Consider the following 14,497-nt stretch of genomic DNA (forward strand, 5'->3'; position numbering starts at 1 on the left):
CCAAACATGGACATGAACCTACGGATTCGTGCACACCGACTCTCCTTGCCCGCAGGGTGCCTTATTGGAGCACTGGCGACTGGGTGCGTGGCGCTGTTCTCCGGCGATCCGGCTTGTGCCGACGGCTTTCGTAACCCGTTTCATGACGCGGCGGCCATGGGACAAGGCAACGCCTTTGCTGCCGAAGCCGACAACGCCTCCGCAGTCTTTTACAACCCTGCCGGCATGGCCCAGTTGCGCGGGGTTCAGATTGCCGGCGGCGCGCAATTCGTCGGCGTCAATACACGATTTACCAGTCCAACCGGCGCATCCGTCCACAATGAGCACCCCTTTCCGATCGGCCTGCCACCGCCGGGGCAGATCTTTCTGACGGCAAAGGTGAAGGACCTGGGAGTGTCCGCCCTGGGAGAGCTGAGTGCAGGCCTGGGGGTACAGAATCTCTATGGGTTCGCTTCCAAGTTCCCTGTGAATGGCCCGTTTCCCACAGCGGTAACCTTTGCACAACTTCCCTTGCTGGCGATCAAACCGACGTTGGCTTATCAACTGACCGAATCGCTCTCCATTGGACTGGGCGCAGATATTCTCACCTTTGCCAACTTCCTGGGCGAAGGACAAGCCGAACGTCAATTTCAGGCCGCGCCCGGGTCCGGCTTTCCCGCGGGAACCGGGATGGAACTGAACGGGAAAGGCACGACGGCCGGACTGAACGCGAGTGTACTCTATACTCCCTGGCGCACGGCCGAAGGACAACCTCGCCTCTCCTTCGCCGGTATTTGGCGTAGCCAAGCGGTCTTACCTTTGAACGGAGAGCTTCGCGCCAATGGGGTGTCGGCCGCACTAGCGTCAACAGCCATACGGCTGCCCGAAGTGTGGACGGGCGGCCTGGCCTTTTGGCCAATACGGAATGCGGAACGTGCGTGGAAGCTGGAAGTTGATGTGGACTATGTCCGTTGGCAATCGATACGCAGTGCAGACGTGCGGCTCTCGAATGGGGCAACCTTACCAAGCCCGCAGCAATGGAAAAACACGGTAACGGTCAACATCGGCACAGAATATACATGGTTCGGCCTGACAGATACGCAGGCCTGGAACGTCGCCCTTCGCACGGGATACATCCGCTCACACACGCCTGTGTCAGATCTCAACTTTGACCCTGCCTATGCCGACAGTGACGCGCATGTGGTCTCAGCCGGCGTGGGATTCTCCTGTCACACAGGCGGGAAATTCTTCGGCCTGATTTCCTGTGCCGATGCGGAAAAAAGTTTCTTTGCGAAACATTCGATGGGCATGGACCTGGCTTACCAAGCTTTCTTATTCGATCCTCGCACCGTCACGGGCAACCCGAATCCCACCGTGAATGGAACGTACCGTACCACCAATCACGCAGGCGCAGTCACATTTCGGGTCGGCTTTTAGACACACCTGCAGCATATGCTGGAGTGCCCCCTGCCTTCATCGGAAACGACCGAGCTAGCCTCCTGCCAACACAGCAGCTACAATGCCTCCATGACACAGACGCTCCCCATCCCCTTCTATATGCTCTGCGGATCACTCGGTGCCGGGAAGACCACCCTGCTCATGCGCCTCCTCGAACATTGGAACAGCCAAGGGCACAAGGTCGGCGTGCTCATGAACGAGGCGGGCGAGGTCAGTATCGACGGCCCGCGAGCAGGCACGATCGCGGAGCAGGTCCTAAACCTCGCCGGCGGCTGCATCTGTTGCGACACCAAAGATGACCTGGCTTGGAGTATTGCGCAGCTGGTGCAGGATTACGAATCGACCGTGATCGTGCTGGAATGCTCGGGCATGGCCGACCCCGCAGAAGTGGTCGATGCCGTGACGGACGTCTATGTCTCTCGGATGACAAGGCTCGAACGGATTTTTGCCATGCTGCACCCCGTGCCGCTCCCGGAAACCGGCATGGCGGAACTCGTCACACGCAATGCCATCCGGTATGCGGATGATGTGATCCTCAACAAACGCGACCTCTACATCCCCGGTCATTGGGAACAGTTCCGCGAAAGCATCACCCGCTTGAATCCGTACAGCCGACTGTGGGAAACGAATCACGCCAGGCTCGACGTGGCAGCGTTGCTTGCTGCGCCGCCAACTCACCCGCGCCCCACCAATGTGCAGTTCGGCAAACCACCGGCGCCAGGAAACAGACAGGACGCCCGCGCCCTCCACCATCCGATGGTGACGACCGTGCGCCTGCCGAAGCCAGTCGTCCGCACAAAGTTTATGGAATGGACGAAGTCCTTACCGGAGGGACTGGAACGTGCGAAAGGATTTTTTCGTTTCGAAAGGGAGCCGGAGCTGCAGGAGTTTCAATTCTTCCCTCCCCGCACCAGCACCGTGGCTCCGGTCATGCTGCTCGATGAACCGGATCATGTCTTGGTGCTGATCGGACGCGACTACGATCAGGAACGCTGCCGAGCCTCCCTCCTCGCCTGCTTGGCAGAATAGCGACGTCAGGAGATTGAACCGATCTCGGATTGTGAGGCAGGGGCCGCCTCGGCAACCGGTCGGAAGCGAGACCAACGGCGCAGGAACCAGGCCACGCCCGCCCCGATCAATCCACCCACGACCCAGCCCCCGATCACATCCGTCAGATAATGCGCCCCGATGTAGACACGCGAGAGACCGATCGCGACTACCAAGGGCCAGCCGATCCAGCCTGATTTCGGATAGAGCACCTGAAAAAACGCCGCCGCCGAGGCCGTGTTGGCGGCATGGTTAGATGGAAACGAAAACGCGCCGCCGCAACCGAGCAACTGATGCACATCGGCAAGCGTCACGCAGGGGCGCGGGCGCTGGACCAAGCCCTTTAACTGAGTCCCCAGCGCATCCGTCGAACCGACGACCACCGCCAGCATTGCCCCGCCGAGCACACATTCACGCCAATTCACCCAGGCCCAATAGGCTGCAGCCAGCAATATGGGATAGAGCAGGTTGCCCGGCTTGGCCAGTTCGACTCCGATCCAATCCAGCAGGCTCGACTGCCCGGCCACGCCGTTGATCGTGCGAAAGAGAATCTCGTCTACACCCATGGCGCGACGATAAAGGGTCACGAGGGATCAGTCAAATGATTCAGTGCACGAGCATCACGCGACAGTCTGTGTCGGGACGCTCCATTACCACTCCCCGGGGTGTTCCCCAGGTTCGACGTGTCGCCCGAATCTGTACCATACAGTTTCAAACCGGTGCGGCCAATGACACATCCGATTCTGACGACGATTCACTCGCCCATCGGCGCCTGATGCCGTCGCCCAAAGGAGGAGCACATGGCACGCTACAGTAAGGGCTCACAGAAGATGGTCAAGAACACCCTGCACAAACTCAAGAAGGGCACGCTGAAAAGCGGGCGCAGCGGGAAAAAGGTGACCAAACGAACGCAGGCCATTGCGATCGGTCTGTCTGAAGCCCGCGCAAAGGACATGAAGGTGCCAAAGAAGCGGCGGGCTGCCTAGCACGCGCAAATGGCTTGCGAGCCTAACGGGATCGTGGCCTCACTCCCAGACGACATTGGTGATGCCCTGAATTGAAGGGATCAGCTCGGCCGGATGGTGTCTCACCCGTTCGATCTCAGGCGCAGGGTCGACACGCTAAAAGACCTGAGCCTTACACATGACCCCGAGCAAGGCCTCAGTTCCCGTCCAACGCGCGATCCAGATCAAAGGCGGCGCTGATGAGCGCCAGATGGGTGAAGGCCTGGGGGAAATTACCCAAGGCCTCTCCGCTGTCCCCGGTTTCCTCCGCGTACAGGCCTAGGTGGTTCGCATAGCCGAGCATCCGCTCGAACAGCAGTTGTGCCTCATCCAACTTTCGGCGATCCGTTCGCCCGGCCCGCGTGAGGGCCTCCACCAACCAAAAACTGCACATGTTGAACGTGCCTTCCGTCCCCGTGAGTCCATCCATACCCGTCGCCGCGTCGTAGCGGTGGACGAGGCCGTCGGAGACAAGTCCCCCATTGAGCGGCGGACGATTGATCGCCTCCAATGTGCTGAGCATCCGCGGATCAGTCGGCGAAATAAAGCGTACCAGCGGCATGATCAGGTTGGACGCATCCAGCGAATCGCTGCCGTACGACTGCACGAAGGAGCCGCGTGACTCGTCCCACCCCTTCGTCATAATCTCCTCATACAGGCGGTCTCGCATGGTCAACCATTTGAGGTGGTCGGCCGGCAGTGACCGTTTGCGCGAGAGGCGCAAGCCTCGGTCCAACGCCACCCAACACATGAGTTTGGAATAGACGAAGTGACGGCGGCCGCCACGCACTTCCCAAATGCCCTCGTCCTCGCGCGTCCAGTTCTGGCATAGCCAATCAAGCGAACTCCGGACATGGGACCATCCCAGGTAGGAAATGGGGGCGACGTATTTGTCGCACAGGTAGATGGAATCCAGCAGTTCGCCGTAAATATCCAGTTGCAGATGCTGATACGCCCCGTTGCCGATCCTGACCGGCTTCGATCCTTTGTACCCGTCCAGATGGTCGAGGACCAGTTCGGTCAAATCAGTTCGGCCATCGATGCCATAGACGATTTGTAACGGACCTGGCGCTTCGCTCTCGTTGCGGACACGCGCGTTCAACCAGTGCATGAAGGCTGTAGCTTCACGGGTAAAGCCGATGCGGAGCAATCCGTAGACGGTAAAGGCAGAGTCTCTGATCCAGGTGTAGCGATAGTCCCAATTGCGGCCCCCGCCGATCTGTTCCGGGAGACTACAGGTCGGAGCGGCAACGATCGCGCCGGTGGGTTCGAAGGTCAGGAGCTTCAAGGCCAGAGCGGATCGGGATACCATTTCGCGCCAGCGTCCGGTGTAACGGCTGTGTGACAACCATTCGTGCCAGAACTGCACCGTAGTTTCGAACATGTTGCCGGCGTGGGTGCCCGACAGTGCAGCCCCACACTGGTTCCCTTGGTCGATTTCCCGCAAGACACAGGCCACATGTTCTCCCCGCTGCAACGTAAACTCGGCACAGACTCCCCGCTCGTCTTGTTTGAGCGGCAGGGTCGTCGCCAATCCAAGCGTCAGCGCCGCCGTCGAAAACACCGCCCCGTTCGAGTTGAGGTGCGTATCGTGGGGGGTCCGTGCGTAATCGAAGGCGGGATGACAGCTGAGACAAAACGTCATCTGCCCTCGCACCACTTTGATCCGCCGGATCAGCTGATGGTACAGGTCTGGACCTGTAACACCGACCGGCATGAAGTCTTCAATTTCGCCGACGCCTTCGCTGGACAGAAAGCGTGTGATCAGCACGTTGGTCTCGGGCCAGTAAAATTGTTTGGTGGTGAACCGCGCCGTTTTCGGAACGATGCTGAATCGCCCGCCCTTGGCGTCATCGAGAATAGCCGCGAAGATGCTGGGGGAATCGAAGTGCGGAAAACACAACCAATCGATGCTGCCGTCTCGCCCCACCAGGGCTGCGGTGCGCATGTTGCCGATGATGCCGTAGTTCTCAATAGGCTGATAGGCCATGGGACATTCCTCGTATCATCCGTTCTGCGTTGCCGTTCGACAATATCAAAATTGCGGTGATCTCGGCCAGAACCGCCGATCATGAAATACCGTGTTGTCGGATTGCACAAGTCCAGGCTAGTGTGACGTCTCCCCGGAAAACGACGGCACTCTAACACGAGAGTAGAATGGTGGCTTCGACAGTCCTCGACGAAAGGAGTGGATCGATGAAGCGGTCACGATTCTCCGAAGAGCAGATGGTCTATGCCATCCGGCAAGCCGAGAGTGGGACCCCAGTTGGGGATGTCTGTCGGCAACTCGGCATCGCCGAGCAAACCTTCTACGCCTGGAAAAAGACGTACGCGCACCTCGGCGTGAGCGAACTGCGTCGGCTGCGGCAGGTGGAAGAAGAGAACGGCCGGCTCAAACGGCTCGTGGCCGATCTCTCCCTCGACAAGCACATGCTGTCGGAGGCCTTGCGAAAAAAAGTCTAAGGCCCGCCCGCCGCCGAGAATTGACTTAGTGGTTTCACCAGACGTTCTCGGTGAGGTGTACGCGGGCCTGTCGGTTGGCGCAGTCTGGTCGAGCTTCCTGGTATCGACACAGTCGCGCCAAGGATCAATCGGCTCTCCGGCTCCGCATTCGGGATCTGGCGCATGCTCGGCCTCGATTTGGCTACCTGCGCATCTGGGTGTGACTGCGCCGCGAAGGCTGGCCGGTGAATCGCAAACGTATCCGTCGACTCTACCGACTCGATGGATTGCAGCTGCGCATGCGGGTGCGAAGACGGAAGCATATGGCATTGCATCGCGGACCCGCCCCGATCCCTGTCGGGCCGACCGAACGCTGAAGCATGGATTTCGTCCATGATACCATGGCCGATGGGCGTCCATTCCGCGTGTTGACGGTCGTCGATAACTGGAGTCGTCAGAGCCCGATACTAGAGGCAGGAGTTCGCATGTCAGGAGCGATCGTTGGAGAAACGCTGGACCGTGTGCTGCGCGGTGAACGAGGACCGCGCTCCATCACGGTCGATCATGGGACGGAGTTCCAATCGCGGGCATTGAAGGATTGGGCCTATCGGCGCGGCGTCCAACTGGACTTCATTCAACCGGGGAAACCCGTCGAAAATGCCTTCATTGAATCATTTAACGGACGGCTGCGGGATTAGTGTTTGAATGCTCATCAGTTCGCCTCGCTGGCCGAGGCCCAGGCGATCATCGAACCTGGCGAGTGGACTATAATACCCGTCGTCCCCACAGCTCGCTTGGACACCTGCCCCCAAGTGAGTTTGTCGCACAACGTCAGGCTATACCGATCGCCGAAGAAGCCCTCTGCTCTGGTTAAGAATTGCCTTGGAATGGGAGCAACGTCACAGTCGTCTACTCTGGTGAAGAACCGTCTCAGAACGGGGGCAACGTCAGGTCAGCGTGCCGATCGCCCCATCGCGGGTATCCTGATTATAGAAGAGTAATGTCGCACCATCAGCGACAATATGTGTCCAGTGGTCGAAACTACCTGACTTATAGGATGTGTTGGTCTTAAAGCCTGTCGGCGTCAGCGTCCCAATTGCGCTGGCGCCGTGATCTCGGTTGTAGAAGAGTATTGTTGACCCGTGAATCACGACGTGCGTCCATGTCCCAAAACTACCTGGTTGAAATGAGGTATTGGTGGTGAGTCCCGTTGGAGTTACTGTTGCAATCGCAGCGCTACCGTCAAGGCGATTGTAAAACAGCATTGTCGTACCGTCTGCGACGATATGAGTCCATTCCCCCAAACTTCCGTTTGGCAGAGATCCGGTGGTAGTGAACGTTGCCGTGTCAAATGAACCGATCGCGGCAGCGCCCGTCATTTGATTGTAGAAGAAACAACCTGCGCCGGTATTGAGAACGTGCGTCCAAGTCCCAAAACTTCCCTACCCAAATTCCTTGGTGGTTGTGAGGCTGCTCGGCGTAAGTTTGCCGATAGCGGCAGCCCCATTGGTGCGATCGTAAAACAGCAGCATATTGGTTAGCCCTCCTTCCCCTCTCCTCTCGCGTTAGGAATGATTTGCTTTGAGGTTGATCGAAGTACTCCGCCATGTGTCACCGTCTTTCACTCGGAGCAGAGCCTGAGTCACGGACTTTGGTACGATAAACACGATTTCAGTGTCGGCATAAGTATGCGCAGGAATAGATTTGTTTGCCCCTCTTGCCGGTTCGTGAGGAAGATCATCAAAAACTAGGCGAAAATAATTCTGACCATAGTATGTAAATCCGCTTTTGTCGGTAGTCACCCTCAGTGAAATCCGCAGAAGGAAGGATTCCAGATTGTAAGGCTCTAATGAAAGCGCCCGAAAATCATAGTTAGCCGAACCTTTATCGACGCCAATAATACGTGCTGGTCTGGCTAACGACCTAGGGATACTCGATGACCGCACATCAGACCGTGAGACTCCATACTTGAGGTCGATGGGGATAGTCGTTTGTTCGTTATCGTAGGTAATGCGAAAGCCTACTCGGCGAGCCGTCTTGGGAACAACAAAACTTACCTCCCCAGACTGTTCGCTGTCACTCGCTATCCTCTCAGCAACGGACGAGGTTTTCGTCGGGGCATGACGACTATCATCAATCTGAAGTCGAAAGTGACTTTCATAATAAATGTTTACGTCCGAACCGCTGTTTCTTGTCAAGATGGAAGTGCTGAGAAGCCAGTTCCCATTGAACTGGTCTTCCAATCGGATTGAGGTGAGGCGAAATACCAAATCGCCTGCCATAAACTTCACTTCAGCACCAGCAGGCAGCGAGCGAACCTTTCCGTCTTCTATCCGAACGGATGCAGCAATCTTCTCGGATTCCGGTTTGTCGGCGATGGGAATCGGTTGCGCGGGTGGAGATTCTCCGGTGGTCGCTGCCGAAATCTGGGAAGCAGGCTCCGTTGGGTTAAGTTGAGCAACCGGCTCAGGAGATGGAAGCGAGGGGGTGTTCCTTTCCGTAACGATTCCACTGCCATTCGTCTGTGCGATGCCGGTTCCTTGAGTACTCCAACGCGCAACGGGAGAGATCAATGCAACCGCCAGCCCAATGCCAACGATGCCTAATGCTACCAACGCTCCTCGATGTGCCAGGAGAGTTTGCTTGACATTGCGTTTGGGCTTGCCTCCTCCGAGCACTTTTTCAAGTACCAGCTCGAGCTGACTGGAATCATACTCCCAACGTTTATCAGTGAGCTCGTGGGTTTGGTACTGGAATAATTTTTTCAGTTCGTCCGGTAGAGTGTCTACCTTGGGAAGATCGGCGCCTCCTACGAGAACGGGAATCACAGGAATGCTCCGGTTGAGAGCGGCCGTCAATTCCGTTCGGACCCAATCATTGGGGTCTTCCAGACGTCGCTGTCCTTCAGGACTTGTAGCGATAGGCCAATTCGGGCCGATCATGGCCAGCAGGACATCGCATGATCCGACAGCCGAACGCAGGGCTTTCGCAAAATCGGTGCCTGGTTGGATTGTATCGATATCCATAAAGATCGAGGCAGTTCCAAACTTTTGCTTGAGTCGCTCCGATAGGCGGCCCGTCCAGCCCGCGCTGTCTTCACGACGGTAACTGATAAAGATGCCGGCCATATAGAACCTCCGCTAGATTCGGGTGAACCTAGCGGACTAAAGGCAAGACCTATTCCTTAATAAAGAGCAGGCGCGGGGAACTCTGCTTCCAAATAAGGTCGTGCCAAATCAGTATTTGTTGCGTCGATTTAAAGAATAACGTACGTGGTGTTTCATCACTGGACAGCGTGTCAGTACGTATGCTGTATCCGATCCGATTCATTGAATCGGATCGGATACAGCAGCTCCTTTCACTCATTACCTAATGTTTGCGACGATTCACCGAGGAGGGCGAGGTCTTTTCAACACACCAACACCGCTATGATATTTTCACAATGCCAGATATGCGTTCCGCTTGATGTCCAGGCAAGTTCATCTGTCATCACCCCCTATCCCGCATGTCAGCATCTCCGTTCGACACATCACTTCCGCCACAGGTTCCACTCAAGGACTCGAAGATGTTTCTATGCCGCCTCACTCACGTCATCTCGCACTTCCAAGAGCTCACCGAGCCGTTCTGAAGATCAAGGAACCGCCGATAGATGGAGCGAGACGCGGCTATCCGAGACTTGTATGACGTCGTCGTAGCGGAGCCTCTTCCTAAGTCGATGCAGAGTTGCCAGAAATGCCTGGCTCTCTGCTTCTCCATCCACCTGAGGCCCATAAGATCTCTTCGATGGCATCTTGATGTGCGCCATCGCTCCGGCTGCACAGACATACTGTAATAGTTCGATGAGGACATATGCGATCATTTCTCTAACTAGGGCTCCTCCTAGGGTCGGCCCTGGCGCTTAATGTGGTACTCCACTTCTGTACATCGAAGGGCGAACCCAGGAGGCCTCATATGATGAAATCCAATTTATTACTACTCAGTGGTCTGTTCGCCACCCTCACCGGCTGCATGACGAATGCGACCGTCGAGTTGACGAAGGCGCCGTTCGACGCCACGACCGACCTCACCAACGGCACCTCCGGCGCGACCAGGGAGTTTCTCGACCCCACGACGGACTTCACGTCGAGTACCACACCGGGCGCATTGTCGGAGAGCGGGCTCCTCCGAGCCAAACGAAAGGCCACCTTCTTCGCGACACAAACACAGGAGAACCTGCGTACAGATATCGCCCGGGGCCGGGGCGAATATCTGTCATCACTCGCTGTCCTCACGGGAGTGCCCGCACACCAGTGGACGGACTTCCAGGCGACGATGACCGGCTCGTATCCCGCACTCTTCGACCAGGCGCTGTCACCGTCGCAATCGACGGAGCGGCTCATTGAGTTGGCGTGGGCGAGCGGCTACGGCCGGCAACGATCAGCGGACTGAGCCCATTCGATGTCGAGCCCTCAACTGGACGCGCGAACGGCGTCGGTTGAGGGGGCAGTCGCACATCATTGTGGAACTGCCTTAATCTGACACGCACCGCGCTACGCCCGCATGAATACACGTATTCTCACGCGTCTCGACGGTTGACAGGGTCGCCTGAGCGGCGTAGGTTTCGTTCACCTGACGGAACCTATGGCCAACATCAGCATCCACGGACGCCTCATCGATGAGCGGGGAGCCGGCATCGCCGGCTTGACCGTTCGTGCGCTCGACTTCGATCCTTTTTTTAGCGAAGACGATGTGCTGGGGGTCGGCAAGACAGAAGGCGACGGCACCTTTCTCATTGCCTACTCGCCGGACGCCTACCGTACCTGGAAGGTTGATCGAAATCCCGACCTCGTCGCGCAGATATTCGGCCCGCCCAACTCCGACCCGAAACGCTTCGGCACGCGCCTCCTGCACGAAACCCCGGAAGCGGAAGATGTCACCGACTCGAACCACGAAGTCGGCACCATCACCATCCACCGCAACAACCTCGACGGCTGGCTCGTCACCCACACGACGTTACACCCCGCCTCCGGAGACCCAGTCGCGCTCTTTCACCATAACCGCGTCACACCGCTGATCGACGGGGCCACGATGTTTCCCGCAGTGACCGACGCCGCCGCCTCGGCCACCGAATCCATCAACCTCATGACGCTCTTCTTCGACGTCAACAACGGCTTCCTCACCAAATTCAAACCCAGCTTCGACCCGTTGAATCCCCCGTCCAACGGTTGCAAACAGGCGGCCGAGACCACGTTGGAGGACATCCTGAAACACAAAGGCGGCAAGCCGGTCAACATTCTCGTCACGAACCTGCCGCTCTCGGCAGAAGATACCGTGACCGAAGTGGCGGAGTTCTTCGCACAGACCGCGGGGGTGCACACCAACGCCTACAACAAGGGATTCGCGCTGCTGCATGCCAAGGCCATCGTGGTGGACGGGCGCCGCGCCATCCTCATGGGGTCGCCGTTGAAACAGTATTACTTCAGCGACACCAGCCATGCCATCCGTGACGCGCGCCACAAGGGCTCGCTCATGCACGACGTGAATCTCGACATCAGCGGGCCGGCGGTCTCCCATATCGAGAAAACGTTCGCAAGCATCTGGAATGCCACCGGCAAGCCCATGCTCATTCCTCCGCCGAAAACCTTTCCCGACCTGCCGGTCACGCCCGACGGCGACGTGACCTCGGTGCAAGTCCTGCGCACGCTGCCGGGCGGCTCGATCAAACGCATCAACCCCAGCGATGAAGACCTGCCCTACGGTGAAACCGGCATCCTCGAAGCCTATGAGCGTGCCATCGCCAACGCTCAGCGCTACATCTACATCGAGAACCAATACTTCACCTCTCACGAAATCATCGATGCGCTCATCTCGCGGATGAAGGACACCACCAGGCCGCGCTTGGAAATTATCCTGGTCTTGAACCTGCTTCCCGACCTGCCCGGCTATCCGGATCGCCAGATCGACAACGTCAACCAACTCCGCAGCGCCGCCGACAGTGGCGGACATCATCTGGGCGTCTACACCCTCTGGAGTCGATCGGAACAAGCGGGCAGCGGCGCAGGCAGTCAGCGGCGCTACGACGTGATGCCGGTGTACGTGCACAGCAAAACCGCCATCATCGACGACGTGTGGGCCACGTCCGGCAGCGCGAACCTCGACGGCACCTCGATGAACTACCACGAGATCGGCCTCATCATCACCGGCTCCCTCCTCGACCGCGCGATCGAAAAAGCCAACCTCACCAATGATCCGGGGAAATTTCTCTGGGAACTGTTTTGGTATATCTTTTTCTTCGTCTTCAAACAGATCCTGTTCGACCTCAAGACGTTGCTCGTCTTGCTCTTCGTCGCCTACAAACTGATCTTCGACTTCAAGGAGACACTGGAGACCATCCGCGAAACGTTGGGCGACGTGGCCGACATTCCCCAACTTATCGCCGACGTCTTTACACGCACGGCCCGGCACGCCCTCCCCGGCCGGTCACGTCAGCCGTCGCGGAGTGTGGAACTCAACCTGGTGATGTACAGCGGCATCGCCGGCTTGCCGGAGAACGGCGTGGTCAAGGCCCTGCGTCATCAGTTGTGGCAGGAACACTTAGGACTCAGCTCGCTGCCGGATCACCTCAAGACCTTGCCGGCCGATCCCGCCGCCACAACCTGGGTCGCCGACTGGGACGCCGCTGCCGCGCGACATGTGGAAGCCATTCAGAACAACCAGGCTCCGCCCGCCGACCAGACTCCACACCTGTTGCCCTGGAAGCCGGAGACCGACCCGAAGGACTATCTGACGGCACTCAAGATTCGCACGTCCACCCTGCGTAACAAGGCGCAGAAGTTCGATTTCAACACCTGCAAGGTCGACGACAAGAAGGATCTGCTCCCATGGCCGATCATCTAGTCCAGAACGCCACCGCCGGGATCGGGCGGCTGCTGTCGCACCTCGACCTCATCCAGGGCGATGTGGAGGAAGCGCGCGCATTTCTGAAACTGTTGGGGTGGGACCTGCCGCCCGGCCTGGATGACATCGGTCTAGCCGCACTCAATCTCAGCGATTTCCTCACCAAGCTCGACGCAGTCCTCGGCGCATCCGATACCGAATGGAACGACGACCTGGCCATGGCGGGCCGCATTGCTGACCTCGCGCTCGCGATCGAAGCCCTCACGCAGCAGATTCACCAGTTGGCGCAGACCCTGCCCGCCAGGCTGGCATATTTCGGCGACTATGTGGAGCGCACGCAGATCCACAAGGAACTGCCGAGACGCCTCTTCGATTTTCTCGCCGCGAATTTCTTGTCGCAGGCCTCGCCGCTGACCTATGCCTCCCTGCACCTACTGAACATCATCGACTACCCCTATTACGCCGCTGATCCGACGAGGTTCCAAGTCGAACACGTCCGCGCCACGATCAACTATTACCTCTTCAAGGTGGCGGTCACACAGCCCGACCAACTCTTTACCGAGGCCTACGGCTGGCACACACCCGACTTCCAGTCGATGACCTTTCTCACCAGGTTGAGCCAGTTGCTGCAAACGCTGGGGTTACGAAACCGTATCCAACCCATGAGTCCGCAGGCGCAAGAGGCCTGGTTGGGGCGAGTCGAATCGAGTTCCAACCCGCCGCCGCAACTCATCACCTTCCTGCACGAGGAACGTGGAGCCGCGTTCGGAGTGCGGTTAGGCCTCTCGCTTTTCGGCGCCGCCCCCACGTCGGCGGGCGCGAGTGATGCCGGACTCGGCCTCGCCCCCATCATTCAAGGCCGCGCGGAAGGCACGATCCCCTTTCCGCGTTTGGAAGACACCCGCATCGAATGGTCCGGCGACGTGGCGGTGCTGAAACGGCTGGCAGTGATCCTCAGGCCAGGGCAGGACCTCACCGTGCGCAAGGGAGCCGGGCTCGCCGATGCCCTCAACGGACGCCTCACGCTGGGCCTGCGGCACGGCCAACCGGCCGGCGAGTTCAAACCATTGATTCGATTACCCGGCGGCTCAGCCCTACGGTATCAGCAGTTTTCCGTCGCAGGTGGACTCGATGCCTCCTCGGCCACCCGGATGGAGACGTTCGTCGAGCTTGCGCTGCTGGGACTCCGCTTCGACCTCTCGCTCGCAGAGGCAGACCACTTTATCCAAGGCACGGTTGGGCGTGAGTCTGTCCAGGCCCCGTTCGACCTTACCATGCGCTGGAGCAGCAGAGAGGGACTGTCGTTCTCCGGTAGCGGCGGACTCCACGTGTCGTTGCCGTTGCAGCAGGCCATCGGCCCCGTGAAGCTGGATGCGGCCCACATCGGTATCGACGTGGGCGAAGCGGGCATCGATACGGAAACCAGTGTCAACGCCCGCTTGGTGCTCGGCCCCGTCACCGCAACCGTCGAACGGATCGGTGTCACCGTCGCCCTCTCCTTCCAGGAAGGCAACCTTGGCCCCTTCGGCCTGACGCCGCGCTTCAAGCCCCCGACCGGCCTCGGTCTGGTGGTGACGACACCGGGGGTCACCGGGGGCGGCTTCCTGGGCTTTGATCCCCAGCGGGCCGAATACAGCGGGATGTTGCAGTTGGAGCTGGCCGAGACCCTCGCCCTCAAGGCCCTGGGCCTG

At 58.6% G+C, this 14,497-nt stretch carries 10 protein-coding genes and 1 pseudogene; 7 read left to right on the forward strand and 4 right to left on the reverse strand.

Annotated elements, in window-relative coordinates:
* The first annotated feature begins 87 nt into the window (after nucleotides 1-87).
* A complete protein-coding gene (locus tag JNL86_06305) occupies nucleotides 88-1,416 on the forward strand; it encodes an outer membrane protein transport protein (protein MBL8042515.1) in 1,329 nt (442 codons plus the stop codon).
* Nucleotides 1,417-1,506: 90 nt separating this feature from the next.
* Nucleotides 1,507-2,466 (forward strand): GTP-binding protein, encoded by a 960-nt coding sequence (locus JNL86_06310; GenBank protein ID MBL8042516.1) that lies wholly within the window; start codon nucleotides 1,507-1,509, stop codon nucleotides 2,464-2,466.
* Between the two features lie 5 nt (nucleotides 2,467-2,471).
* Here the strand turns inward: JNL86_06310 and JNL86_06315 are convergent, their stop codons facing one another.
* The gene (locus tag JNL86_06315) at nucleotides 2,472-3,071 is read right to left on the reverse strand and encodes a phosphatase PAP2 family protein (protein ID MBL8042517.1); all 600 of its coding nucleotides are present in this window, start codon (nucleotides 3,069-3,071) and stop codon (nucleotides 2,472-2,474) included.
* A 213-nt stretch (nucleotides 3,072-3,284) separates the two neighbouring features.
* Between JNL86_06315 and JNL86_06320 the strand changes: the two genes are divergently transcribed.
* Nucleotides 3,285-3,470: a hypothetical protein gene (locus tag JNL86_06320; GenBank protein ID MBL8042518.1), complete on the forward strand. Its 186-nt coding sequence runs from the start codon at nucleotides 3,285-3,287 to the stop codon at nucleotides 3,468-3,470.
* A gap of 175 nt (nucleotides 3,471-3,645) precedes the next feature.
* Here the strand turns inward: JNL86_06320 and JNL86_06325 are convergent, their stop codons facing one another.
* Nucleotides 3,646-5,478 (reverse strand): glycoside hydrolase family 15 protein, encoded by a 1,833-nt coding sequence (locus tag JNL86_06325; protein ID MBL8042519.1) that lies wholly within the window; start codon nucleotides 5,476-5,478, stop codon nucleotides 3,646-3,648.
* Between the two features lie 206 nt (nucleotides 5,479-5,684).
* Here JNL86_06325 and JNL86_06330 point away from each other — a divergent pair.
* Nucleotides 5,685-6,804, forward strand: a pseudogene (locus tag JNL86_06330) (IS3 family transposase).
* 73 nt (nucleotides 6,805-6,877) lie between these two features.
* Here JNL86_06330 and JNL86_06335 read toward each other — a convergent pair.
* Both JNL86_06335 and JNL86_06340 read right to left on the reverse strand, forming a co-directional pair.
* Nucleotides 6,878-7,195, reverse strand: coding sequence for a hypothetical protein (locus tag JNL86_06335; GenBank protein MBL8042520.1), 318 nt, complete (start codon nucleotides 7,193-7,195; stop codon nucleotides 6,878-6,880).
* 300 nt (nucleotides 7,196-7,495) lie between these two features.
* Nucleotides 7,496-9,058 carry a TIR domain-containing protein gene (locus tag JNL86_06340; protein MBL8042521.1) on the reverse strand — a complete coding sequence of 521 codons (1,563 nt, stop codon included), beginning with the start codon at nucleotides 9,056-9,058 and terminating at the stop codon, nucleotides 7,496-7,498.
* A gap of 823 nt (nucleotides 9,059-9,881) precedes the next feature.
* On the opposite strand from JNL86_06340, the gene JNL86_06345 reads away from it, so the two are divergent.
* From JNL86_06345 to JNL86_06355, 3 genes are all read left to right on the forward strand, one after another.
* Nucleotides 9,882-10,358 (forward strand): DUF3015 family protein, encoded by a 477-nt coding sequence (locus JNL86_06345; GenBank protein ID MBL8042522.1) that lies wholly within the window; start codon nucleotides 9,882-9,884, stop codon nucleotides 10,356-10,358.
* Between the two features lie 192 nt (nucleotides 10,359-10,550).
* Entirely contained in the window at nucleotides 10,551-12,806 is a 2,256-nt protein-coding gene (locus JNL86_06350) for a hypothetical protein (GenBank protein ID MBL8042523.1), read from the forward strand.
* Nucleotides 12,791-14,497 (forward strand): hypothetical protein (locus tag JNL86_06355; protein ID MBL8042524.1); only part of this gene is annotated, 1,707 nt, incomplete at its 3' end. The genes JNL86_06350 and JNL86_06355, both read left to right, overlap by 16 nt.

Origin of the sequence: Nitrospira sp., from assembly GCA_016788885.1 — a bacterium.
Classification (GTDB): Bacteria; Nitrospirota; Nitrospiria; order Nitrospirales; family Nitrospiraceae; genus Nitrospira_A.

Bases quoted from the DNA above. Each gene is read 5' to 3' on its own strand.
- JNL86_06310 (MBL8042516.1), top strand. From the start codon at position 1,507: ATGACACAGACGCTCCCCATCCCCTTCTATATGCTCTGCGGATCACTC.
- JNL86_06320 (MBL8042518.1), top strand. From the start codon at position 3,285: ATGGCACGCTACAGTAAGGGCTCACAGAAGATGGTCAAGAACACCCTG.
- JNL86_06325 (MBL8042519.1), bottom strand. From the start codon at position 5,478: ATGGCCTATCAGCCTATTGAGAACTACGGCATCATCGGCAACATGCGC.
- JNL86_06335 (MBL8042520.1), bottom strand. From the start codon at position 7,195: ATGCTGTTTTACAATCGCCTTGACGGTAGCGCTGCGATTGCAACAGTA.
- JNL86_06340 (MBL8042521.1), bottom strand. From the start codon at position 9,058: ATGGCCGGCATCTTTATCAGTTACCGTCGTGAAGACAGCGCGGGCTGG.
- JNL86_06345 (MBL8042522.1), top strand. From the start codon at position 9,882: ATGATGAAATCCAATTTATTACTACTCAGTGGTCTGTTCGCCACCCTC.
- JNL86_06350 (MBL8042523.1), top strand. From the start codon at position 10,551: ATGGCCAACATCAGCATCCACGGACGCCTCATCGATGAGCGGGGAGCC.